The organism is Paraflavisolibacter caeni (assembly GCF_025628885.1).
GTDB classification, from domain to species: domain Bacteria; phylum Bacteroidota; class Bacteroidia; order Chitinophagales; family Chitinophagaceae; genus Flavisolibacter; species Flavisolibacter caeni.
On the sequence record NZ_JAOTIF010000001.1, the window covers coordinates 907,540 to 930,331 of the forward strand.

Sequence of the window (22,792 nt, forward strand, 5' to 3'; positions counted from 1 at the left end):
TAGCATATAATCTAATATCATCCGCTCATTCGCTTATTCATATCAAATATTGAAGCTTGCTTCAATATCTCTCCAATCTGCTTCGGTTCTTCACAGGTCTTTTCTGTTGGGCCTAAAGTCTTCAGAGCGGCATCCTTCTCATCTTTGATTTTCATAAATGCCTCATGCCGTTCAGCCCGGTATTTATCAAGTAAGGTCATTACCTGGTAATGGCTGATCAGGCTTTTGATGGAGCCATACTTGCCGGCTTTAGCCCTTTCAAAAAAGAGAATAATATCCTCCAGGCTCAGTTGGTCTTCCTGTGCTGTCAGGATCAGGTCGCAGGCGCAAACACTCATTCTGGTGTCGTTCAGCTTTTTTGTTTTAGGTATAGGTAATGAGAAAGTAAAGGCTTTTACGATCATCAGTAATAAATGGTACATACGTTTAACACCGAATTCCTGTACCAGTGCAGGGATGCGGTCCTGGAGTGGAATAGACAGCAGTAACGGAAAGTTTACTTCACCGTCTTTGCTGTATTGCTGTTGTACTAGGTTGGTTATTAACTCGTACTCCAGTGTATTTACATATTGTTTTGGCGCTCGTTTAGCTGTGGTCTTAGGGGTCCCTGTCCCCTTGACAGGCTGAACTGCTACCATGTTTCTTAGATTCATAATTACACCTCATGCCTTCGGTCACCGAAGGCTTTATTTAATAATCTATTTAAAGAACTATGCTACTTACACTTTACATTGCGAATCTATGCCGCGCTGCTCCTCCCTTTTAAGGAGTGAGGGTGAAATTTCCTTTTGAGTAGCTGCAGGCGTTGGTAAAGGCTCCCCAAAACCAGATAAGCATTGCCCACATTGGGTTCTATTTTGTGCCATTCCTGGTTTCCATCCATGACATACAGCTCGTCCTGGGGACTCGCGCAAACGCCCCAGGCCTGGAAGGGGAAAGTGTGCGGAGATGTTCTAACCTCCAGGGCGGTGTCGAAGTACAAGTATTCGTGCCCCGCCAGTTCTTTCACAATGTCAATACAATCTTGAGTGATGGTTTTCATGTTCGCTTATTTTATTTGCCCAACGTGATTCTGTATGTAGACTTCGAAATTTTTAAAGGGCCTTCAAAAACTTCCCCTGTTTCGTTATCCACCCACATTTTACCTGGTGCAATCCGGCGTAGCTTTTCTTCTAATGCTTTTCGCTTCTCTGTGAGTTCCTGGATCTCTTGCTCCAAAGAGCGCCAGCTTGCATCCTGGGAGTAATCATAGTTTACGCCTGCCTCGCAGATTTCCAGTTTGGCGCCAGAGGGTGTTGCAGCTTTGCCATTATGCTTGATGATCTCGTCGCGCAATATTTCCACAAACCTTTCATCCCTTCTCACCTGCTTTGCAAATTCTTCCATGGCTGCAATAGCTTCAGCTACCTGGAAAATATAGCTATTATCTTCCAGGACATTCTCTACCGATTGCCTGGCCAGTTTGCTGATTTGAGTTTTCGTCAGGCCCTCGCGAATCGCCGGTAACGGGTTATGCTGCGTTAAGTGTTTTGCCATTAATCTGGTTTCTACGGTTAGAAATTAATTGCTGTAAAATCGGATTTACATCCACATCGGTTTTAAACTTATTGTATAATTCCACCAGTTCTTTTTGAGTCTTGCATTGCTGAATGCGCTCATGCCATTCACTTCCGGGTTGTACCTTGAACGCTTCTTCACCTTGTTCGCACCATTGGTGAATCAGTTCACCTGTCTTTTCAGTTGGCACAAAAGCTGGTTTGTTCATGAACATGCCTGTTCTGTCCTTGCTGGCAGTAGCATTGTGATTGATATCCAATTCCAGGTTAATGGTTAGTTCATATTCAAAACCTTCGCGTGTTACTTCTTTTAAGCCGGCTTTCTCCACCTTTAACTTGCCGTTATTGTCCTTGATCATTTCATAATCTTGTTTACGGCGTACAGTGGTGATGATATGGCTGGTGCTTTGAGTGATCGCATCAATGAATGACTGGTGTCGTGGGGTTACTTTCGCCCAGTCCTGGTATCTGCCACCCAATGATTCCACAATTTCCAGGCAACCACCTTTGCCATCCCATTCGTGGGAGATGCTGTCTACTATGATTACTTCCATGCCGGCCTTCTCGCATTCCTTTATCGCTTCCACATATTTTTCAGGAGTAAAAGGGGCTGTCATTGGAAGTACATTGAAGTCGCCCAGGTGGGCATACAGGTCCGCGCTGCTGTTTTCGGAATCAATAATGGCAATCTTATTCCAGTCTCCACTAATGCCGTGAGCAATTAAAAGGGCTGAATAGGTTTTACCACCCCCGCTTACTGCAGAAAGTCCAAGGCGTATTTTTGCTTTTTGACGTGTCGCTTTTCTTAATTTCATGGTGTTTTCAATAGTTTTTTAGTAATCTGTCAGGAGAAAATCTTTAAGCAGCAAGTCCATTGGCTGGTTTGGAGAGAAACAGGCTGGGAACATACCGGATAGCTGCTTCAGTAATGTCATCCAGCATCCCTGATACTTCAATGACTGGTTTTATATCAGTGTCGTTCCATTTAATAAAGTCTATATCCACATCATACCTGCTGTTTTCTGTATCAAAAGGCGAAACAGCCGGATTGAAATATGCCGTTCCTTCCACCACTAGGTCACCAACTCGTTCGGTTACTATGCGGTAATTGCGCACAACCTTTTGTGTGAGTGGGTAGTGAAAACTAAACTCCCTTGTCACTTTCTGTTTCATGTGCTTGTTTCGTTTGGAAATGTGAATTTTTGCTCTAAATTTGTGAAGGATAAAGTTACAAAATTTCACATTATCCACACGAAATTCACATTTATATTCACAATTGCTTAACAGCTATGTTTTCTGCTCATAACATCAAGAAAATCAGAGAGTTATATAGTATGACCCAGGAGCAGTTTGCGCTCTCTTTGGGCATTACGCGCGAGTTGGTAAATAAGATCGAAAAGGGCAAAACAAAGGTCAGTCGGAGCACGATTTTACGCATTGAAAAATTTGTGAGGGAGCGGGAGAGTGAATTTTATTCACAGGATGCAATTGTCATCGGACAACCAGTAACTTCTGAAGTATCTTCCCTTCCTTATCATGTGCAGCGGCGCGAGCAAAAAGTGGAAAGAAAGACCGTTTGGGTGCCCCTGGTAGGAGTAAAGGCTCAGGCTGGTTATGTGAAAGGATATGAGCAGGTAGACTTCATCGAAAGTCTTGAAAAATATTCATTGCCACCAGGTGTCCACCCAGGGGGCGCTCAATGGAGTTATTTTGAGATCGACGGAGATAGTATGGAGCCTACCTTTTCTTCTGGGGATGTAATCCTGGCCAGCATGGTACATGCAGAAGATTGGCAGGATATCAAGAATTTGAATGTCTATGTGATCCTCACAGCAGATTCCCTGCTGGTGAAAAGAATCATCCGTCAATCTAGCCGGGAGTGGATCCTGGTAAGTGATAATACAGAGGTTTTTCCTCATAAAACCATTCCGGTAAGTGACATCAGGGAGCTTTGGATCTTCCGTCGCCATATTCATGCTAAGGTTCCGGTTCCGGAACATCTTCTGGCGGAATAATATTCTTCAAAATCGGTACATATTTTCTAGGTCTGCCATTGCCTTCTTTGCATGGTTCCCCCGCCATTGCTGCCGGCATATCTTCTGTGCCTTGTCTGAACCGTTTGTTGGTAGTGCAGCCCTTCCAAATTCTGGTTCGGACAAATCCTGATTCGAATAATATATTTCTCCTTAATTTTAGCGCCTTTATTAATGTACCTATGCCTTCTAATGCAAACCGACAGTTTTTAGATTTTGAGAAACCTATTAAGGATTTAATAGATGAAATTGAGCGATTAAAACATACTTCGGAGCACAAAAAAATTGATTATTCAGATACAATTGCCCGCCTGGAAGAGAATATCCTGGAAAAAAGAAAGGAGCTCACACAAAATTTGACTAGTTGGCAGCGTGTGCAGTTAAGCCGCCATCCGGACCGTCCCTACACATTGAAATACATCGACAAGATGATGACCAACTTTGTGGAGCTGCACGGCGACCGCAATGTAAAGGACGATAAGGCTATGGTGGGTGGCTTTTGCCAGTTGGAAGGAGAAACCGTTATGGTGATTGGTCAGCAGAAAGGGATCAACACCAAGGCGCGCCAGCTGCGCAACTTCGGGATGGCCAATCCTGAAGGCTACCGCAAAGCACTGCGGCTGATGAAACTGGCCGAGAAATTCAACAAACCGGTCATTACTTTTATTGATACCCCAGGTGCCTATCCTGGGCTTGAAGCTGAGGAAAGGGGACAAGGAGAAGCGATTGCCCGCAATATATATGAGATGATCCGCCTGAAAGTACCGGTAATTTGCGTCATCATTGGCGAGGGTGCTTCTGGTGGCGCTCTTGGCATCGGCGTTGGTGATCGGGTTTTTATGATGGAGAATACCTGGTATACGGTAATTTCGCCGGAAAGTTGCAGTTCAATCCTTTGGCGTACCTGGGAAAAGAAACAGGTGGCCGCCGACCAATTGCGACTGACAGCTGATAATATGCTTAGTTTTGGATTGATCGATGGAATCATTCCTGAACCTGATGGCGGGGCGCACTGGGATTATAACCAGGCTGCTCAAATGTTAAAAGATTTTATATTACCGGTATTGCAGGAAATAAAACAAATACCGGTTGAAGATCGCGTGAATCAGCGGATCGAGAAATTTAGTAAAATGGGATTCTGGGAGGAAGCAAACACCGAAGCGCAAGGCTAATGTGATTTCAAAGGATCTGACAGAAACAAATTGTTTTCGTAATTCGTAACTCGTAATTTTTTTATGTCTTTAAAAGCTTTATTGCGTGGAACTGGTGTGGCTTTAGTTACTCCATTCAAAAAAGATCATTCGGTAGACTACGATGCTTTAGATAAGCTGATAAATTTCGTTATCAATGGCGGTGCACAATACATGGTTTCATTGGGCACTACCGGCGAAACTCCCGTTTTGTCAAAGGAAGAAAAGCTGGAAATCTTCAATCGTACTTGTGATGCCGTTGCCGGACGTGTTCCTGTGGTGATTGGAATCGGTGGTAATAACACACAAGAGGTGATCAAGGAAATAGAAAGTTTTCCCCTGGAAAAAGCTGTTGCTATTTTATCCGCTAGCCCTTACTATAATAAACCTTCACAGGAAGGCATTTACCAGCATTACAAAGCTTTGGCCGCAGCCGCTCCAAAGCCGGTTATTTTGTACAATGTTCCCGGCCGCACTGGCTCTAATATATCTGCTCAAACTACATTGCGCCTTGCGAAAGAGGTAGAGAATATTGCAGGTATCAAGGAGGCTAGTGGCAACATGATCCAATGTATGCACATCCTTAAGGATAAGCCAAAAGATTTCCTGGTAACCAGTGGGGATGATCATACCACCTTGCCGCTGATCGCTTGTGGAATTGATGGCGTGATCAGCGTGGCAGCCAACTGCTTCCCTAAAGATTTTTGTGCCATGGTTCTGGAAGCTTTAAATGGCAACTTTGAAAAAGCTCAATCTTTGCATTTTTCGCTACTTGAAGGCTTTGACCTGCTGTTCGCAGAAAATAACCCCGCCGGTGTAAAAGCATTCTTATATGAATTGGGAGTTATAGATAATCAATTGCGACTGCCGTTGGTGCCGCTAAGTGAAGGCATTCATGTGCAGGTAAAGAAGTTCCTGGCAAGTTTACAATAAGTCCTGGTATAAATTATTCATTGACAGCCCCGGATGTTTCCAAGCTCCGGGGCTTTGTTTTTCTATTTCCGACTCAAACTGGCAAGTAAATTTCAAACCTCGTCCCTTTATCCTTTTCACTCTGAACCTTTATATAGCCTTTGTGGTTTTGTACTATTTTTTTGCAAATGGTCAATCCAATACCAGTTCCGGGATAATTACTTTGGCTGTGTAGCCGGGAAAATAATTCAAAAACCTTTTCTGCATATTCCTGGCTAAAGCCAATGCCATTGTCATTATAAACAATCTTATGATAATGTTCTTGGCTTCCGGTAATCTGTTCTGGCTTTTCTTCGCCATCAACGATGCTGCACTGAATAGTAATATAAGGAGACTCCCAGTCTTTGCGGTATTTTAGCGAATTACTGATCAGGTTTTCAAACAGTTGCGTAATCTGGAAAGGGATCGCCCTGATCGTTGGCAAGTTGGGAGCTTCAATAACAGCATTATTTTCTTCAATGCTTTCTTTCATACTTTCCCGCAATTCCTGCAACACGCTTTTAAGGTCTACTTCTGAAAAATCTTCCTTTGCTGCACTTACCCTTGTATAGGCCATAAGATCATTCAATAATAGCTGCAAACGATCTGCGGCAAATACCAATCGTTGGAAGTTGTGCTTGCTTTTTTCTGAAAGTTTATGATAATCTACATCCATGATCATGCTGCTGAAAGTTTTTATTTTCCGTACAGGCTCCTTAAGATCATGGCTGGCAATATAGTTGAACGATTCAAGCTCCTCATTTGATTGCTCCAGCTCATTCTTTTTCTCTTCCAGGTCAATATTGCTTTGGGATAATTGTTTCTGGAAATTATTGGAAATAGAGAGCTGTCTGGAAAGTTGATAAAAAGCAGCAGAAATAATAATAAGAGCTGTGATGATCAGTGCTATGGCCAGGGCTGGAGTAAACTGACTATACTTCTTTCTTTCCTTATCACTTTCCATAAATGCATTCATCTGTTCTGTCTGCATTTTGCTGACCAGCAGACGGATCTTGTCCATAGTAACATTGCTTTGTAAAAGGGCCATTTGTTTCCTGGCTGGCTCGTGGTTTTGCGCATAAAAAACAGCTGTTGAATCTAGCCTTTGAAATCTTTGAAGAGTTAATCTTCTCAGGTTTGACAAGTTTTTTTCCTGGTGGGGCTCGGAAATCATATTTTCCAGTTCGTACATGAGTTGCCATACTTTCTTCTGTGAGTCCCGGCTTGGTTCAAGGTACATGGAATCGTTTGTTAGTAAAAATCCTCTCTGAGAATTCTCTGCATCTTTCAGGTAAGAAATGACCTGCTCCAATTTTAGTGTAATGGAATTGCTTTGATTGAGTAGGTTATAAGAGGCGAAAAGGTTGCTAAAGCTCAAATAAAGAATTACTGAAATGGATAAAAGAACGACGACGGCCGCTGCAAATATCCATTTGATAATTCTGGTTGGCAGGTATATTTCTTTCATAGGTTGATGGTTAGATTGATAGTGTCGGACCTATGGCGAAAACTGTGCTAAAAAATTAATTCCCTCTATAAAGTTTTAATCATTACCATATCTTAATATGTATCACTTAAAGAATTTCACTTAGTGTACTTCATAGGTTAAACCTTCTAAAGCCAGGTCTGTATTGGGAAAAACATCCTTAGCTTCTTTCAGAAAAGTATCCAGCGAATTGTATTTTGAACTGAAATGCCCAATGAGTAATTTTCTTACCCCAGCTTTCTTTGCAAGGACTGCTGCCTGTTTGGTGGTGGAATGAAAACGTTCATAAGCTTTATCACGCATATTATCATGATAAGTGGCTTCATGGTAAATCATATCTGCGCCGCTTATATGGGGGATAATGGATTCATCATACCTTGTATCCGCACAGAAGGCATATATTTTCCCTCTTTCAGGCGCAGCAGTTACAGTGTCGTTCTTTATTCTTTCTCCTCTTGATGTAATGTAATCCAGGCCATTTTGCAGGCTACTGTAAAAAGTTACGGGGATACGTAACTGCCGTACCCTGTCTAAGAGCAGCTTTCTTTTACTCATTTTTTCTTCAAAAACAAAGCCATAGCATTCTATACGGTGATCCGTTCTGAAGCAACTGATCTTGATCTTATCATTATCAACCAAAACTTCATTTTGCGTCAGTGTGTGAAAATGCAACGGGTAGCACATATGCGTATGTGCTGCGGCAAACTGCAATTCAATGATCTGCTGTAGAGGAGACGGACCAAAGACATGTAATTCACTTGTATGTGAAAGTAAATTGAATGAATTGAGCAATCCCGCCAGGCCAAAATAATGATCGCCATGCAGGTGTGAGATAAAGATTTGCGAAATTTTGCTGCGGCGAATCTTATATCGGATCATCTGGATTTGCGTTCCTTCACCGCAATCAACAAGGTAACTTGTTCCGTCGTGCGAAACTACCTGGCTGGTTGGATGCCGGTTGTAGGCCGGGACTGCAGAATTGTTCCCTAAAATCGTCACCGATAGCATTTCATAAAATTAAGGTTAATGCAGTACACTCGCTTTATCCTAACTAAACCGGAAAGTTACTTAGGGTTTGTTCGATTTGTGGGCGGTAACTGCTGCCAAACAAATACAGATGAATCAATAATGGATATAAGTTACAAATCTTCCATTGTTCTTGGTAGTTGTTCGGCAAAGGAAGATAATAATGATAAGCTTCGTAAAATGCTTTGTCAAATCCTCCAAAAAGTGTAGTCATTGCAAGGTCAATAGAACGGTGACCAAAATATATGGCAGGATCAATTAAGACAGGTTCTTCATTGTCGTTGCACATAAAGTTCCCGCTCCAAAGATCGCCATGCAGTAGGGCAGGGGGCTCCGGTTCAAAAACAGCACTCAATTGATCACAAACCTTTTCTAGCTTCTGGTGATGTTTAACTGTTAAAAGATTCGCCTGCAGGCAACGCTCTGCCAAGGGCATCAACCTCTGGCTGGCAAAAAAAGAACTCCAGTCTTCCGTCCATGGATTGGACTGCTCTATGCTGCCCATATAGTTTTGTTCTTCCCACCCAAAATGGCTGTTTGTTATGGAATGCAGTGCTGCCAGTTGGGAACCAAATGATTTCCAGAATTGATGAGTTTTAGTACCACTTTTGATCCATTCCAATATCAGGACTTGTTCCGATTCTGTTTCTATACAATGTAATACTCCAGGTGCCTTAATAATTTTTTGGCTGGAAATATACCTTAGGGCATTGGCTTCTTTTTGAAACAAATGGGGAAACTTTGATGCATTATTGATTTTATAAAAAAAGTTTTGGCCATCAGCTGTTAGCCTTCCAGTCTCATTGATGCTGCCCCCACCTACCAATTCAAAATGTAAACTTCCTTCGGGAATCTTTAAATTTTGTGCAATAATATTGTGTAAGGTAGGGTTCATAGAAGTACAAGAGGAGTAGTTGAATTGACTCCTGTCGTGGTTAATTACTATAAGTTAACTGTAATAAAATTTAGATTTCATCTCCCTCATCATTTAACAGCTCTCTTTCAATTTCTTCCATTTGCACAATATCCCAGGCTTCACTTTCAGTTGGCGTGATGTTCATCAACTCAAGCAAATTTGCTTTTTCTAAAAAGTCTTCTACCTCGCGGTTTATATTGCAGATCACAAAAGAGGCATTGTTATCATAAAAGTGTTGTTGTAACTTTACGACAAGTTCGGCTGCATCTTCATCTAAATGTTTTACATCTTTAACATTTAGCACTACATTTGGAATACTAGTTTGTAAAATAGGCGCAAGTTGTTCATATAGATCTGCTGCCATATTAGCAGTTAAATGGCTGGATACCACGCGAATGGCATGAAATTTTTCTTTGGTATCAGTTTTGACTTCCATAATTACTTCGGGGAAAAGAGTTAACAATTATTGCTCAACTTCCCCTCAAAAATATTCGTATTATTGTTATAAAGCAATTAGAAAACAAATGGATAATAATTTTTCTTCACAAGTAAAGGAAATCATCTCGTTCAGCAGGGAAGAAGCTTTGCGGTTGGGTAACGATTTCATTGGAACGGAACATTTGCTTCTGGGCTTGATTCGTGAAGGTGATAATACTGCGGTGCGGATTTTGAAGACCTTCAATGTAGATCTTTATGAACTGAGAAAGGAAGTAGAATTGGCTGTTAAAGATAAGACTGGTAAAAACATTGCTAATATTAATAGTTTGCCGCTGACAAAGCAGGCTGAAAAAGTAATCAGGGTTACCGTTTTGGAAGCTAAAGCATTAAAAAGTCCTACAGTAGAAACTGAACACTTGATGCTTTCAATTCTCAAGAACAAGGAAAACATTGCAACTCAAATCTTAAATCAATTTGACGTGGATTACGACATCTTTAGACAAGAACTAGGAATGGTTAAGTCCAACGACGTTAGAGCTGAGTATCAGGAAGAGGGTGATGATGATTTTGATGATGAAAAAAAGTACTCACAACAAAAATCTCGTCAGGCGGGTGCCACAAAGAGTAAAACGCCTGTATTGGACAATTTTGGCCGCGATATCACTAAGCTGGCCGAGACTGGTACTTTAGACCCGATTGTTGGGCGCGAAAAGGAGATCGAACGTGTTTCACAAATCCTTTCCCGTCGTAAAAAGAACAATCCTATTTTGATTGGTGAACCTGGTGTTGGTAAAACCGCAATTGTGGAAGGTCTGGCTCTTCGTATTGTACAACGTAAGGTGTCCAGGGTACTGTTCGATAAAAGAGTGATTTCTCTTGACCTCGCTGCCTTAGTGGCAGGTACCAAATACCGCGGCCAGTTTGAAGAACGTATGAAGGCCATCATGAATGAGCTGGAAAAGAATAGGGATGTGATCTTATTCATTGATGAGATCCATACTATAGTAGGTGCTGGTGGAGCTTCTGGTTCTCTGGATGCTTCCAACATCTTTAAACCAGCCTTGGCTCGCGGTGAACTCCAATGCATTGGCGCTTCAACCTTGGACGAGTATCGCATGTACATTGAAAAGGATGGAGCTCTTGACCGTCGTTTCCAAAAGGTAATGGTGGAACCACCAAGTGTAGAGGACACCATTCAGATATTGAACAATATCAAGCCTAAATACGAAGAATATCACAACGTTATTTACGATCAGGAAGCTATTGATGCCTGCGTGAAGCTGAGTGACCGCTACATCACTGACCGCCTGTTGCCTGATAAAGCAATCGACGTGCTGGATGAAGTAGGTGCAAGAGTTCACTTAAAGAACATCAATGTACCTCAGAACGTCCTCGATCTGGAAAAGAAGATAGAAGATATCAAGGTTGAGAAGAACAGAGTCGTGAAAAGCCAGAAGTTTGAAGAAGCAGCTGCTTTGCGCGATACTGAAAAACGCTTGGGCGAAGAACTGGAAAAGGCTAAATCTCAATGGGAAGAGGAAAGCAAGCACAAACGTTACCCGATTGGAGAGGAACAAATAGCTGAGGTGATTAGCATGATGACAGGCATTCCTGTGAAACGGATGGTGGAAGCAGAAACGGAAAAGCTGCGTAAGATGGGTGATGAAATGAAGGCAATGGTAGTAGGCCAGGAAGAGGCAATCGGAAAAGTAGTAAAAGCTATCCAGCGTAACAGGGTAGGCTTGAAAGATCCTAAAAAACCAATTGGTACGTTCATCTTCTTAGGTCCTACCGGTGTAGGTAAAACTGAGCTGGCCCGTTCATTGGCCCGACATATGTTCGACTCTGAAGATGCGCTGATCCGCATAGATATGAGTGAATACATGGAAAAGTTCACCGTTAGCCGTTTGATTGGTGCACCTCCGGGATACGTTGGTTATGAAGAAGGTGGTCAGTTAACAGAAAAAGTCCGTCGTAAGCCTTATAGTGTCATCTTATTAGATGAAATTGAAAAAGCACACCCGGATATATACAACATCCTGTTGCAAGTGCTGGATGATGGCCAGTTGACGGATGGTTTAGGTAGAAAAGTGGACTTCAAGAATACTACCATTATCATGACATCAAATATTGGTGTTCGTCAGTTGAAGGATTTTGGAGAAGGTGTAGGTTTTGCTACACAAGCCCGTCAACAAAATGCTGACGAAAACCATAAGGCAGTAATTGAGAAAGCTTTGAAACGTACTTTCTCGCCAGAGTTCTTGAATCGGATAGATGATGTAATTATCTTCAATTCCCTGACTAAAGAGCACATCTTTGAAATCATCGACATCCTGATGAAAGGTGTTATGAAGCGCCTGAACAACCTGGGCTTCAGTCTGGAATTAACTCCGGATGCTAAGGAATTCCTGGCTGATAAAGGTTATGACCAGCAATTTGGCGCCCGTCCATTGCACCGTGCCATCCAGAAATACCTGGAAGATCCTCTGGCAGAGGAAATCCTTAATATGCACATCAAACAAGGTGACATACTGAAGGCTGACCTGGATAAGGAAAATGGCAAGTTGAAGTTTGAACTGCAAAAGCCAGTAGAAGAAGCGAAAGCTTAAACTGGGTTTCCCTAAAATACAAGGTGCTGATTCAGAATATGAGTCAGCACCTTTTTTATTATCTCCCACCAGCCATAATAACTAATAAGTTCCTCCCACATACAATGTCACGATTTCTGTTGTCACCCTCACCACAATCACCTGACCATTTTGCCCCTTGACTGCAAAATGACCGCCTTTGTCCTGTTTGTCCGCTCAAAACCAAATTATCCTTCGTTGCTGCGCCTTACTTACTCCATACCTAAGCCGTACTTTAGGTATACATCAGCCGTACCTAAGCCTAGGCTACTTCGACCATCCTTCGATCATCCTTCGACTATCCTTCGACCATCTTTCGACTATGCTTCGATCTGAATTGAGCAAATGCTCATAAATAAGGGGAAAACAACCTACAGGCAGAACGCCCTAAAAAGCCCTGAACGGAGGCAATGGAACTGCGCCTAAAGGTACAACACCAATCCCCACCCTCCAAGTTTTGAACCCCCAACTTCAAACTTCAAACTCCAAACCTCATTACCCCATTCGTCATTCTACCCACCCTCTCTCTTTCCTTCAATTCACAATTCACCATTGACCATTCCACTGGCTCCTTACACGGAAATCCAATTCATCCGTTCCTAATCCCCTTGATCTGCGGTTCTATTTTGTTGTTCAGTATATTATTTTCATTTTTGCCAAGTTGAATCGAAGGATTTAAAAGTAGAAGTTGATGAAAAAGAATAAAAAGATCATTATCACGATTGACGGTTGGTCGTCTTGTGGAAAAAGCACAGTGGCAAAAGAGTTAGCTAATGCCTTGGGATATGTCTATGTAGATAGTGGTGCTATGTATCGTGCTATTACCCTTTATTTTTTACGCAATCATATTGATTGGACGCACAAAAAAGCTGTTAAAGAAGCTTTAGAAAACATTAGCCTGGAATTTATATACAATCCTCAGAGTGAAAAGTCAGAAATGTATCTGAACAGTGAGAATGTTGAGTATGTGATCCGTGATTTAGTGATTGCAGAAAAGGTTAGTGAAATCGCTGCCATTAAGGAAGTACGTGAATTTGCAGTGGCGCAGCAGCAAAAAATGGGAGAGAAGAGGGGGATTGTTATGGATGGCAGGGACATAGGAACCATCGTTTTCCCCGATGCTGAGCTCAAGATTTTTATGACTGCAGATAATGCAGTAAGGGTAGAAAGGAGGTTCCAGGAGCTTTATGAGAAAAATCCCAACATAACATTGGAAGAAGTAAAAAATAACCTGGAGCTACGTGATTATATTGATTCCAATCGTGAGATTAGTCCATTGAGAAAGGCTGACAATGCAATCATTCTGGATAATACCCAACTCACTCCAAAAGAACAGTTTCAGAAAGCATTAAAAATGGCCCATGAAGCTATTGAGCATGCATAATAAAAAGAGGGTGTCTCAAAAGTAAGAGACACCCTCTTTTTATTCGGGTAGGGGGTGGAATCAATTTTCATTTATGCGATTCTCAGCGCCTTCATTTTACTTTTGAGACACCCTCTTTTTTATTTATAAAGTAAATTAAGACGATTTGTCATTAATCTTAAGGAGTTCTACTTCAAATATTAAAACTGAGCCCGGAGGGATTGCTCCTGCTCCCTGTGTGCCGTATCCTAACTGGTAAGGAATGTACAGCTTGTATTTTGAACCAAGTGGCATTAATTGTAAGGCTTCTGTCCAGCCACGGATAACGCCGTTTACAGGCAACGATATAGGTTCGCCTCTTTTATATGAGTTGTCAAATTCTTCACCATTCAGGAGTGTGCCCGCATAATGAACCGTAACTGTATCGGTAGCTAATGGTTTAGCGCCGGTACCTTCTTTGATCACTTCATATTGAAGGCCTGATTCTGTTGTTTTCACACCTGGCTTGGTTTTGTTCTGAGCCAAGAATTTTTCTCCGGCTTCAATGTTTCCTTTCGCTTTAGCTTCCTGAGCCTGGTTTACATATTTCATCATGATCATGTTGGCCTCCTCATTGGAAAGCAATACTTTTTTCTTGCCGATTACATCATCAATCGCTTTGTTCACCAGGGCAACGTTGATATTAGAAAAGCCCTGCTGAACATAAAAATTAGCAAAGCTGATACCCATGGCATAGCTGGCAGAATCGTTCAGGTTCTTTAATGTCGTTGATGTTGCTGGTTTTGATGCTACAGAGGTCTTTGTTGTGCCCGCAGGAGTTTTTGGAGCGACTGCCTTTTTTACCTGGGCAGAAGCAGAAATTGCACAAAATAAGCAAGCTGCAATTACGGTTTTCTTCATGTTTAATCTTTTGTTTTAAATAATTCTATAAAATGCTTTTGTTTTGATGTTTTAAACAGTGTTCATGGGTAGCTGTTTTACACGGCTGCAGCATTTTATTTGGCAACTGAATCTGCAAAAATAAAGGTGTAGTATAAATAGAGCCCATAAAAGCTGTTAAGATTCTGAAACAAATGGGTGCGATGAGCGCTTTTTCAAGGAAAAATTTAAAAAGAACGACAAATATGGAAGATTATAAGAGGTTGGTACAAATCAGGTGGTCAGATCTGGATCCAAACTTTCATTTAAGGCACTCAGTTTATTACGATTGGGGGGCTTTTTGCAGGATTGAGTTCTTAAATCAGTTTGGTCTTACTGCAGAGGCAATGTACCAGCTTCAGATTGGGCCGATTCTATTCAGGGAAGAATGTGTATTTAGAAAGGAAATCATTCTGGGCGACGAGATTCATATTTCTTTACAGCTTAGCAAAGCCCGGCCTGATTTCTCCCGTTGGAGTATACAACATGAGATCATAAAAAATAAGTCAACTGTTGCTGCCCGGCTTTCTGTTGATGGCGCCTGGATGCATACACAGCAAAGAAAGCTGATTACTCCTCCTGAGCATGTACACAAAGTGTTTAGCGAAATGCCCCAGGCAAAAGATTTTGCATGGTTATAATGGATGCCTTTTATCCATTGTAAGAAACAAATGTTATTTTATGAGCATTTTGTTCTGCATAACGATGAAGAATCTGCCTGATGGAGGCATTATCTTTTAAAGGCTGTAACTGTTCCTTTAATAGTTCAATGCTATGATCTTTCATGGTGTGGTCAATGTAACCCATGCCAAACAATGTACCCTGTTCTACAACGACACAGGATAATTGATTTTCCTGGAGGCCTTTATCAAATACGATGTAAGAAGGTCTTTCTTTCAAAGAGGCCAGTGCTTCACCTACCCGTATATTGTAAGTGGAGGCTGGCTCCTGATGTTCACAGGCACCGTGACAATAGTTCTCTACAATGCCAATGCATTTTTCATTGTCGGTTTGTACATAACACAAACGTGGACATAATTCGAACTTGGTGATGAGTTTTTTCAGGAAGTTGTGTACATCCACTTTATAATGGAAACTACAAATAGGTTGGCTGTGCCTCCTTTTTTTGTCAATCACAAGTCGCTGATAACCATTCTGATCTTCGTAAACGTAGATGCCATAGATTTCATCCTGGACTTTTTGTGCCTGGTTAAAGAGGGGCCAAAGCCTTTTTATTTCAGCGGCCTCCAGTATGGAGGCCATTAATTCAGTTGCACATTCCTTATAACTAATAGAATAGACATTGCGTAAAAAGTTTTGTCTTTGCCGGCTGTCAGAGTTGTTGCTGAAATGACTGTTGACTCTTTTTTTGATGTTTTTTGCTTTGCCTACATAGACCACCTTCCCTTTTTGATCATGAAAATAATATACGCCGGGCGTTGAAGGTAATTGGGTAAAATGTTGTTTGGGAACATTAGGAGGCAGAATCTGTTCTTTTGAATTCCTTAAAAGGCTAGCTCCAATTGCATTGGCCTTATCGTTTGCCAGGAGTTTTTGAAATAAGACCGTTGTGGCGCCGGCATCCCCACCGGCGCGGTGCCGGTTATTGATCTCTATTTCCAGCGACTGGCAAAGGTTTCCCAAACTATAGGATGGCAAGCCAGGAAAGATTTGCCTGGAAAGCCTTACTGTACAAAGCTTTTTCTCATGGAAGCCATAACCATAGTGCTCCAGGTGACTTTTTACGAAAGAGTAATCAAAGTTTACATTATGGGCCACAAAGATGTTCCCCTGGAGCAACGTGAAAACCTGTTGCGCCACTTCTTCAAATTGGGGGGCATCCTGCACCATTTCGTTGGAAATACCTGTGAACGCCTGTATGTATTTAGGAATAGTTTGATTAGGATTGATGAGTGTTTCAAACTCTTCTGTAACCTTTTCACCATCAAAAATGCGAATTGCAATTTCTATGATCCCATTTGCTGCAGCGTAACCACCAGTTGTTTCAATATCTACAATAGCATACATCGTCTTTGATTACTTTTGAAATTTCAGGAAAAGAGATCGAAGTTCTAAAAAAGTTAGCAATGCAGCAATTGAATGAGAAATTTTTAATGTTTTACAACAGACTTCTAAAGGTTTATAAACATTTAAGTAAGCAGGCAGCCAGGCAGGGCATTGCTTGTTACCGCGTTTATGACCATGACTTGCCTGAATTTCCCTTGCTGGTCGAAATTTATGAGTCCAAGCTGTACGTTGCTGAATATAAGCGCAGGCATGAAATGTCGGAAGATGCCCATGAAGCGTGGCTTGAGCAATGTAAGGCTGTAATGTCTGAAGTGCTTTCTGTTAAGATAGAAGATATATATGTTCGAATGAGACAGCGCAAGGCTGGCCGGTTGGGTCAGTATCAAAAGCTGGAAGAATCGAAAAGTGAATTTGTAGTAACAGAAAATGGTTTACAATTTATTGTTAACCTGGTAGATTATTTAGATACCGGTTTATTTCTTGACCATAGAGTCACGCGACAGATGGTTCGGGAGCTGTCAAAAGATAAAAAGGTGCTTAATCTTTTTTGTTATACCGGATCTTTTTCAGTTTACGCAGCAGCAGGAGGAGCTAAAGAGGTGGTATCGGTTGATTTGTCAAAAACGTATTTGGTTTGGGCCGATCGTAATATGAGACTCAACTTTCCTGAATTTAAAAGCCATTCAATAGTACATGCTGATGTAAAACAGGAATTGGGAAGAATGCAGGATGGCGCTTTTGATATCATTGTGATGGATCCGCCAACATTCAGCAATAGCAAGAGAATGGACGATTTCCTGGATATTCAGCGCGATCACGCAGAATTGATCAATGAATGTGTTCGTTTATTAAGTCCCGATGGCGTGTTGTTCTTTAGTACAAACTTCCGGAAATTTCAGATAGAGCACGAAAAGATAAAAGCATCAAATATCAAAGACATCACAAAAGTCACGACTCCTTTTGACTTCTCAGGTAAGCTTCATCGATATTGCTTTAAAATCAGTAAATAAATAAGCCGCTGTTTATCAGCGGCTTATTATATCATCAACATATATTTATAATAAAAAGGGTGTCTTATTTATGCTAATTTAACAGTTTCTTTCGATTATCAAAAATAAATTAATATAAAAATCCTAAAGCGATTTTGTCATTGGCATTGAAGGGACGGTTAACACCACTTCCAATACATGCAAGCATCCAGGAATTTGCATCCGGACCTGAAGGAGTACCTGGAATTTGAACGGCACCAACGCCATTTTTTGCTTGTCCTTCGTTTCCACCGTAACCGCAACTATAAGATCTTCTCATATAATCTGTATGACGGAGTCCGATGCAATGTCCCATTTCATGTGACATAATGGTAGCAATGTAGTTGGTATTGGTTGGATCAACTACAGTGCTATAGTGGTATGTATTCATTTGGATTTGGTTGTATGGGGCACCGGTACTGGTTGGAAAGCCTGCTGATCCAAGTGTACTGCTATTTTCATAAAAGGCAACTACAGTAATATCTGCTCCTGTGGTCACTCTTTGAAAGGTAATCTGAAGATTTTCTGCATTGTAGCGCCTGATAGCTTCATCTAAAGCTGCAGAAAAAGCTGCTTCATGCTGAGATGAGCTGTTGTTTAGTGCTATTTTAATAACAGGATGTTTTGAAATGCTAACCAGGTTAAATGTGCGGTATTGCTCTTCCTGGGCAATAATCATATTAGGTGAGGTAGAAGTACTGTTCAATTCGCTTTCAGTTAATATGATATCACCTTCAACTAAGTAGCCGCCGGCAATTTTTTGTACTTCCTGGGATCCAAATCCCAAATTCTGGATCTTCGTCAATGTTTCCTGTGATACGCTGTTTGTTGCTTGCTTGGCATCTTTTTTACAGGATACGAAACTTGTCACTAAAAGACCTACAGTAATAATACTTAATGTGAGCTTCTTCATGTGGTTTTCGAATTTTTAAGGGATGAATTATTGATAAGCTTCAAAATAGGTTATTTTAACAATTAATGCAATCATTCTTTAATTTTTTTAATAAATAAAGAGTTGTGTCGGATTTGATGAGTTTCGCTAATTTGTTATTTAAAAGATGGTAATAAATTATAAATTTCTTTGATTAATGCTGCGATCCTCTATTTTGATGATATCCTTTTTTTTCTTCCTGGTAAGCTTTGCCCAAAAAGATACCAGCAGATTCAGGTACCGGCAACTTTCTGTTGATCTGCAGCGATTAATTTCAAAAAAGGAGAAGGATAGCGTAGAAATTGTAGTGGCTATCAATAAAGACAGCAGCTTGCCAAGGACTGGGCTAAAATTCAGGTTATTGGAGCATTATCTTCCGGCAAACATTATAAAAATAAAGGTGAAGCAGGATCAACTGGAAGAAGTACTGAAACTGTTTAATCCCAAATTTGCCAGTATTTCCCACCAGCCTAAAGAAGAACTTACTACCGGTAGTCTTGATATTTCCCTGAACAAGTTGAATTATGCTCATAGTTTACTTCCCGAGGTAAATGGAGAAGGGGTAGTCATTTCAATTAAGGAACAGCAGTTTGATTCTACTGATATTGATTACCAGAATCGTTATTTCAATTCTGGCAGGGCCGCCAACAGTATGACGACGCATGCTTCTATTATGGCCACTATAGCAGCCGGGGCTGCAAATTCTTCGCCTTTTGCAATGGGGGCAGCTCCTGCCAGTACTATTACATCTTCCAGCTTTTCTTCACTTTTACCAGATCCTGATTCTGTGTTCCAAAAGTATAATATTACCATCCAGAATCACTCCTATGGGACAGCTGTTGAAAGTTTTTACGGGAACGAAGCTTTTGCTTATGATGTAAGTGCTACAAATAATCCGGGTTTGTTGCATGTTTTTTCCAGCGGCAACTCAGGGGATACTTCTGGCTCGAATGGTTTATACGTTGGTCTTAAAGGTTATGGAAACCTCACCGGGAATTTCAAGCATGCTAAAAACATACTGACTGTAGGTGCTGTTGATTCATTTAATGTTGTAGAGTCCCGGAGTTCTAAAGGGCCCGCCTTTGATGGCAGGGTTAAGCCTGAACTAGTGGCATTTGGAGCTGATGGCAGTTCTGGTGCAGCAGCCATGGTTTCTGGAGCGATCGCTTTGGTGCAACAGGCTTACAGGAACAGTCATAGTGGGATTACTCCGGATGCTGCACTGGTTAAAGCGGTGATCATCAATAGTGCTGATGATATTGGAAATTTACATGTTGATTATTCTTCCGGATATGGGAGCTTGAATGCCTGGAAAGCTGTTTCAACTGTTTTGGAGAACCGAATTTTATCTGATTCCGTTTCCAGTGGAGCGTCAAAAACTTTCCCTATATCTATCCCAGCGGGTGTTTTACAATTAAAGGTAACTGTAGCATGGACTGATGTTCCTGCTGCTCCTAATGCTGTTAAGGCATTAGTCAACGATGTTGATGCAAAGCTGCTATCGCCAGCAACCAATGAAAGCTGGTTGCCGTGGGTACTTAGCTCATTTCCTCATGTTGATTCTTTACAAAGGCCGGCACATAGGATGCTGGATACTTTAAATAATGTAGAACAAATTACAATTGATCATCCACAACCAGGCATTTACTTACTACAGGTAAAAGGAACAAGGATCACAACAGACAGGCAGAAGATCTTTGCAGCCATTCAAATGGATACAGCAAATAGTTTTACGTGGACCTTTCCTTCTAATGGTAGTCAGATCATTGCTGGCGATAATAATATATTACGCTGGCAAACTGATCTGGCAGGTGCCGCAAAGCTGGAATATTCGTATGATGGCAGCAATTGGCAGACCATTTCGGATCGTGTATCCCTGGAGAAAGCGTATTATAGATGGCAGGCTCCGGATGTTATGAAAAAGGCAATCCTGCGTATGTCTGTCAATTCTTTACCAGAGGTTATATCTGATACATTTGTCATCAGCAAGCAAACAAGGGTGCAGGTAGGTTTTAATTGTGAAGATTCTTTTTTATTGTATTGGAATGCTTTGCCTGCAATCAGCAATTACCAGATTTACCGGTTGGGCGACCAATATTTGCAGCCTGTTACGGCGGCCCAGGATACCTTTATAGTGGTACAAAAATCGCAGGATCAATCATTGTTTTATGCTGTTGCTCCGGTTGTCGATGGATTACCAGGAATAAAAAGCTATACAATCAATTATGCAGCACTAGGTGTAGGCTGTTATTTAAGAGGTTTTTATGTACTGGAAAAGACGGATGCTTTTGTTGTGCTGAAAGCTGAGTTGGGAAGTCTTTATAATGTAATTCAAATCACTCTACAAAAAAGGATTGGAAATAATTTTGTTGATGTATCATCTATAAGTAGCCCTCTCGACCTTTCTTTTTTGTTCAGGGACAGTACATTGGTTCAAGGTATCCAGTATTATCGTTTGCAACTCAGGCTGTTGAATGGCGCTGCTGTATATAGTGAGATCGTTCCAGTCTTTCATTTTTCTTCTTTGCCTGTAGTGGTTTATCCGAATCCAGTACAACAAGGCATACCGGTTAGTTTATTAACAAGTGAGCCAGGTAGGTATCAAATCGATATTATTGATGTTCAGGGCCGGAAAGTAAAAGAATACAAACTTCAAAACCAGGAGGAAAGGATTCCTCTTATTCTTTCAAAAGGTATTTATTTTATCCGGATTCTAAGTGATGAGGGTAAAGTTGGGGTGCAAAAGTTAGTGGTGTATTAACCGCGGATTAATAGGATTTTTCGCAGTGGAATGGACAGGAAGGACGATTTGAATGACGAATGGGGGAGAGAAGATGATGCATGATAGAGGGATTTCGGATTCGGAGGTAGGGGTTGGGGTTGGAGGGGGAAGTGAAGAGGGAATTAGGAAGGGGTCAAAATCTGTTTCGTGCTTCAGGTATGCTTTAAGTATGCTTCAGGTGTGCTTCAGGTGTGCTTGAACTATACTCCGGGTATACTATAGGTATACTCTAGGTATACTTTAGGTATACTTAAGGTATACTGAAGCTACGAAGGATGCATGTGGTTTTGGTGGTCAAAACCGGACAAAAGCGGTCAATTCCTGTAAAAAGCGGTAAGAGCAGGGGGGAAGGATGGTGGGGTTGGGTGGCAAGGGGAGGGGGCGGTATTGGTTTGGGAAGTGGAAATTGCTGAAATAAGTATTGAGTGGGTTGGTGGGGATAGGGGGATTGAAGAATTAAGGATGGATTGGGCTTTAATATTTGTAGGGATGTTGAGCATTTGTGGGAGATCATATTAAAAAAGGCTGGCTCATATTTTTGAGTCAGCCCTTTTAAATTCACTGAGTTGTGAGGAGTTATGCCAATGTTTTTAATACATCGTTCATGTTGCGAACTGCATCTGCACTCTTGCTAAACAGCGCTTGTTCGTCTGCGTTCAACTTATAGTCGATTACTTTTTCCCAGCCATTTTTGCCAAGGATTACAGGTACACCCATGCAAATGTCATTTTGCCCGTACTCACCTTCAAGCGCAACACTACAAGCAATTAATTTCTTTTCGTCTCTTACAATGGCTTCTACCATTGCTGCACCAGCTGCACCCGGAGCGTACCAGGCAGAGGTTCCAATTAATTTGGTTAAAGTGGCGCCACCAACCATTGTGTCAGCAATAATTTGTTTTTGTTGTTCTTCGCTTAAGAAGTTGGTTACAGGCACGCTGTTCCATGTTGCATAGCGAATCAGCGGAATCATTGTTGTGTCACCGTGGCCACCAATAACAATTGCATTCAAATCAGCTGGAGAGCAGTTCAGTGCCTGGCTCAGGTAGCATTTGAAACGGGCGCTATCCAATGCACCACCCATACCGATTATGCGGTTCTTTGGTAAACCGGTTGCTTGCAGGGCCAGATAAGTCATTGTGTCCATTGGGTTGCTGATGATGATCAAGATAGCATCTGGAGAGTGCTTCAAGATGTTTTCTGCAACACCTCTAACGATATTAGCGTTCACCCCGATCAGTTCTTCGCGGGTCATGCCTGGTTTACGAGGGAGGCCTGAAGTGATCACTACTACATCAGAGCCAGCAGTTTTACTGTAGTCGTTTGTGCTGCCAATAATTTTTGTGTCGAAACCAAGGATGGCTGCAGTTTGGGTCATGTCGAGTGCCTTTCCTTCAGAAACTCCTTCTTTGATATCAAGCAATACCAATTCTTTGCAAAGTTCTTTCCGGGCAATGTTATCTGCAACGGTAGCGCCTACTGCGCCAGCGCCAACAACAGTTACTTTCATTGTGTTGAGT

21 protein-coding genes are annotated in these 22,792 nt (G+C 41.5%); 8 read left to right on the forward strand and 13 right to left on the reverse strand.

The window, feature by feature from the left end; translation table 11 throughout:
• Positions 1-17: 17 nt before the first annotated feature.
• From OCK74_RS03775 to OCK74_RS03795, 5 genes are all read right to left on the reverse strand, one after another.
• Positions 18-653, reverse strand: coding sequence for a hypothetical protein (locus tag OCK74_RS03775; RefSeq protein WP_279295659.1), 636 nt, complete (start codon positions 651-653; stop codon positions 18-20).
• An 86-nt stretch (positions 654-739) separates the two neighbouring features.
• Positions 740-1,042, reverse strand: a complete 303-nt coding sequence (locus tag OCK74_RS03780) for a hypothetical protein (protein ID WP_279295660.1) — start codon at positions 1,040-1,042, stop codon at positions 740-742.
• A gap of 11 nt (positions 1,043-1,053) precedes the next feature.
• The gene (locus OCK74_RS03785; RefSeq protein ID WP_279295661.1) at positions 1,054-1,536 is read right to left on the reverse strand and encodes a hypothetical protein; all 483 of its coding nucleotides are present in this window, start codon (positions 1,534-1,536) and stop codon (positions 1,054-1,056) included.
• Positions 1,511-2,371, reverse strand: a complete 861-nt coding sequence (locus OCK74_RS03790; RefSeq protein ID WP_279295662.1) for an AAA family ATPase — start codon at positions 2,369-2,371, stop codon at positions 1,511-1,513. The genes OCK74_RS03785 and OCK74_RS03790 overlap by 26 nt, the downstream gene beginning before the upstream one ends.
• A 43-nt stretch (positions 2,372-2,414) precedes the next feature.
• Positions 2,415-2,729 carry a hypothetical protein gene (locus OCK74_RS03795; protein WP_279295663.1) on the reverse strand — a complete coding sequence of 105 codons (315 nt, stop codon included), beginning with the start codon at positions 2,727-2,729 and terminating at the stop codon, positions 2,415-2,417.
• Positions 2,730-2,845: 116 nt separating this feature from the next.
• Between OCK74_RS03795 and OCK74_RS03800 the strand changes: the two genes are divergently transcribed.
• The 3 genes from OCK74_RS03800 (at position 2,846) to dapA (ending at position 5,712) form a co-directional block, all read left to right on the forward strand.
• Entirely contained in the window at positions 2,846-3,571 is a 726-nt protein-coding gene (locus OCK74_RS03800; protein WP_279295664.1) for a S24 family peptidase, read from the forward strand.
• A 200-nt stretch (positions 3,572-3,771) separates the two neighbouring features.
• Positions 3,772-4,761, forward strand: a complete 990-nt coding sequence (locus OCK74_RS03805; protein ID WP_279295665.1) for an acetyl-CoA carboxylase carboxyltransferase subunit alpha — start codon at positions 3,772-3,774, stop codon at positions 4,759-4,761.
• A gap of 63 nt (positions 4,762-4,824) precedes the next feature.
• Positions 4,825-5,712: a 4-hydroxy-tetrahydrodipicolinate synthase gene (dapA, locus tag OCK74_RS03810; RefSeq protein WP_279295666.1), complete on the forward strand. Its 888-nt coding sequence runs from the start codon at positions 4,825-4,827 to the stop codon at positions 5,710-5,712.
• Between the two features lie 73 nt (positions 5,713-5,785).
• On the opposite strand, the gene OCK74_RS03815 is transcribed toward dapA, so the two are convergent.
• The 4 genes from OCK74_RS03815 to OCK74_RS03830 form a co-directional block, all read right to left on the reverse strand.
• The gene (locus OCK74_RS03815) at positions 5,786-7,198 is read right to left on the reverse strand and encodes a sensor histidine kinase (RefSeq protein ID WP_279295667.1); all 1,413 of its coding nucleotides are present in this window, start codon (positions 7,196-7,198) and stop codon (positions 5,786-5,788) included.
• Positions 7,199-7,318: 120 nt separating this feature from the next.
• Positions 7,319-8,224 (reverse strand): ribonuclease Z, encoded by a 906-nt coding sequence (locus OCK74_RS03820; RefSeq protein ID WP_279295668.1) that lies wholly within the window; start codon positions 8,222-8,224, stop codon positions 7,319-7,321.
• A 43-nt stretch (positions 8,225-8,267) separates the two neighbouring features.
• On the reverse strand, positions 8,268-9,137 hold the full coding sequence (locus tag OCK74_RS03825; protein ID WP_279295669.1) for a fructosamine kinase family protein: 870 nt from the start codon (positions 9,135-9,137) through the stop codon (positions 8,268-8,270).
• Positions 9,138-9,207: 70 nt separating this feature from the next.
• Positions 9,208-9,594: an STAS domain-containing protein gene (locus OCK74_RS03830; protein ID WP_279295670.1), complete on the reverse strand. Its 387-nt coding sequence runs from the start codon at positions 9,592-9,594 to the stop codon at positions 9,208-9,210.
• 88 nt (positions 9,595-9,682) lie between these two features.
• On the opposite strand from OCK74_RS03830, the gene OCK74_RS03835 reads away from it, so the two are divergent.
• Together OCK74_RS03835 and cmk are read left to right on the forward strand one after the other, a co-directional pair.
• Positions 9,683-12,205: an ATP-dependent Clp protease ATP-binding subunit gene (locus tag OCK74_RS03835; protein ID WP_279295671.1), complete on the forward strand. Its 2,523-nt coding sequence runs from the start codon at positions 9,683-9,685 to the stop codon at positions 12,203-12,205.
• A 709-nt stretch (positions 12,206-12,914) separates the two neighbouring features.
• Positions 12,915-13,607: a (d)CMP kinase gene (gene cmk / locus OCK74_RS03840; protein WP_279295672.1), complete on the forward strand. Its 693-nt coding sequence runs from the start codon at positions 12,915-12,917 to the stop codon at positions 13,605-13,607.
• 135 nt (positions 13,608-13,742) lie between these two features.
• Here cmk and bamJ read toward each other — a convergent pair whose 3' ends face one another.
• Positions 13,743-14,486, reverse strand: coding sequence for a BamJ family beta-barrel-assembly machinery protein (gene bamJ, locus OCK74_RS03845; protein ID WP_279295673.1), 744 nt, complete (start codon positions 14,484-14,486; stop codon positions 13,743-13,745).
• Between the two features lie 224 nt (positions 14,487-14,710).
• On the opposite strand from bamJ, the gene OCK74_RS03850 reads away from it, so the two are divergent.
• Complete coding sequence (locus OCK74_RS03850; protein ID WP_279295674.1) at positions 14,711-15,145, forward strand: acyl-CoA thioesterase; 435 nt, start codon at positions 14,711-14,713, stop codon at positions 15,143-15,145.
• Between the two features lie 10 nt (positions 15,146-15,155).
• Here OCK74_RS03850 and OCK74_RS03855 read toward each other — a convergent pair whose 3' ends face one another.
• The gene (locus tag OCK74_RS03855; RefSeq protein ID WP_279295675.1) at positions 15,156-16,532 is read right to left on the reverse strand and encodes an exonuclease domain-containing protein; all 1,377 of its coding nucleotides are present in this window, start codon (positions 16,530-16,532) and stop codon (positions 15,156-15,158) included.
• Positions 16,533-16,591: 59 nt separating this feature from the next.
• On the opposite strand from OCK74_RS03855, the gene OCK74_RS03860 reads away from it, so the two are divergent.
• The gene (locus tag OCK74_RS03860; protein WP_279295676.1) at positions 16,592-17,542 is read left to right on the forward strand and encodes a class I SAM-dependent methyltransferase; all 951 of its coding nucleotides are present in this window, start codon (positions 16,592-16,594) and stop codon (positions 17,540-17,542) included.
• A gap of 109 nt (positions 17,543-17,651) precedes the next feature.
• On the opposite strand, the gene OCK74_RS03865 is transcribed toward OCK74_RS03860, so the two are convergent.
• Positions 17,652-18,473 (reverse strand): M57 family metalloprotease, encoded by an 822-nt coding sequence (locus OCK74_RS03865; protein WP_279295677.1) that lies wholly within the window; start codon positions 18,471-18,473, stop codon positions 17,652-17,654.
• Positions 18,474-18,669: 196 nt separating this feature from the next.
• On the opposite strand from OCK74_RS03865, the gene OCK74_RS03870 reads away from it, so the two are divergent.
• On the forward strand, positions 18,670-21,252 hold the full coding sequence (locus OCK74_RS03870) for a S8/S53 family peptidase (RefSeq protein WP_279295678.1): 2,583 nt from the start codon (positions 18,670-18,672) through the stop codon (positions 21,250-21,252).
• Between the two features lie 597 nt (positions 21,253-21,849).
• Here the strand turns inward: OCK74_RS03870 and mdh are convergent.
• Complete coding sequence (gene mdh, locus OCK74_RS03875) at positions 21,850-22,782, reverse strand: malate dehydrogenase (protein WP_279295679.1); 933 nt, start codon at positions 22,780-22,782, stop codon at positions 21,850-21,852.
• Positions 22,783-22,792: the final 10 nt, after the last annotated feature.

Excerpts from the sequence above, each read along its gene's own strand:
- OCK74_RS03800 (WP_279295664.1), top strand. The coding sequence starts at position 2,846 with ATGTTTTCTGCTCATAACATCAAGAAAATCAGAGAGTTATATAGTATG.
- OCK74_RS03775 (WP_279295659.1), bottom strand. The coding sequence starts at position 653 with ATGAATCTAAGAAACATGGTAGCAGTTCAGCCTGTCAAGGGGACAGGG.
- OCK74_RS03860 (WP_279295676.1), top strand. The coding sequence starts at position 16,592 with ATGCAGCAATTGAATGAGAAATTTTTAATGTTTTACAACAGACTTCTA.
- bamJ (WP_279295673.1), bottom strand. The coding sequence starts at position 14,486 with ATGAAGAAAACCGTAATTGCAGCTTGCTTATTTTGTGCAATTTCTGCT.
- OCK74_RS03790 (WP_279295662.1), bottom strand. The coding sequence starts at position 2,371 with ATGAAATTAAGAAAAGCGACACGTCAAAAAGCAAAAATACGCCTTGGA.
- OCK74_RS03780 (WP_279295660.1), bottom strand. The coding sequence starts at position 1,042 with ATGAAAACCATCACTCAAGATTGTATTGACATTGTGAAAGAACTGGCG.
- OCK74_RS03855 (WP_279295675.1), bottom strand. The coding sequence starts at position 16,532 with ATGTATGCTATTGTAGATATTGAAACAACTGGTGGTTACGCTGCAGCA.
- OCK74_RS03825 (WP_279295669.1), bottom strand. The coding sequence starts at position 9,137 with ATGAACCCTACCTTACACAATATTATTGCACAAAATTTAAAGATTCCC.
- OCK74_RS03785 (WP_279295661.1), bottom strand. The coding sequence starts at position 1,536 with ATGGCAAAACACTTAACGCAGCATAACCCGTTACCGGCGATTCGCGAG.
- OCK74_RS03835 (WP_279295671.1), top strand. The coding sequence starts at position 9,683 with ATGGATAATAATTTTTCTTCACAAGTAAAGGAAATCATCTCGTTCAGC.
- OCK74_RS03870 (WP_279295678.1), top strand. The coding sequence starts at position 18,670 with ATGATATCCTTTTTTTTCTTCCTGGTAAGCTTTGCCCAAAAAGATACC.
- OCK74_RS03850 (WP_279295674.1), top strand. The coding sequence starts at position 14,711 with ATGGAAGATTATAAGAGGTTGGTACAAATCAGGTGGTCAGATCTGGAT.
- OCK74_RS03820 (WP_279295668.1), bottom strand. The coding sequence starts at position 8,224 with ATGCTATCGGTGACGATTTTAGGGAACAATTCTGCAGTCCCGGCCTAC.
- OCK74_RS03815 (WP_279295667.1), bottom strand. The coding sequence starts at position 7,198 with ATGAAAGAAATATACCTGCCAACCAGAATTATCAAATGGATATTTGCA.
- mdh (WP_279295679.1), bottom strand. The coding sequence starts at position 22,782 with ATGAAAGTAACTGTTGTTGGCGCTGGCGCAGTAGGCGCTACCGTTGCA.
- OCK74_RS03865 (WP_279295677.1), bottom strand. The coding sequence starts at position 18,473 with ATGAAGAAGCTCACATTAAGTATTATTACTGTAGGTCTTTTAGTGACA.
- dapA (WP_279295666.1), top strand. The coding sequence starts at position 4,825 with ATGTCTTTAAAAGCTTTATTGCGTGGAACTGGTGTGGCTTTAGTTACT.
- OCK74_RS03830 (WP_279295670.1), bottom strand. The coding sequence starts at position 9,594 with ATGGAAGTCAAAACTGATACCAAAGAAAAATTTCATGCCATTCGCGTG.
- cmk (WP_279295672.1), top strand. The coding sequence starts at position 12,915 with ATGAAAAAGAATAAAAAGATCATTATCACGATTGACGGTTGGTCGTCT.
- OCK74_RS03795 (WP_279295663.1), bottom strand. The coding sequence starts at position 2,729 with ATGAAACAGAAAGTGACAAGGGAGTTTAGTTTTCACTACCCACTCACA.
- OCK74_RS03805 (WP_279295665.1), top strand. The coding sequence starts at position 3,772 with ATGCCTTCTAATGCAAACCGACAGTTTTTAGATTTTGAGAAACCTATT.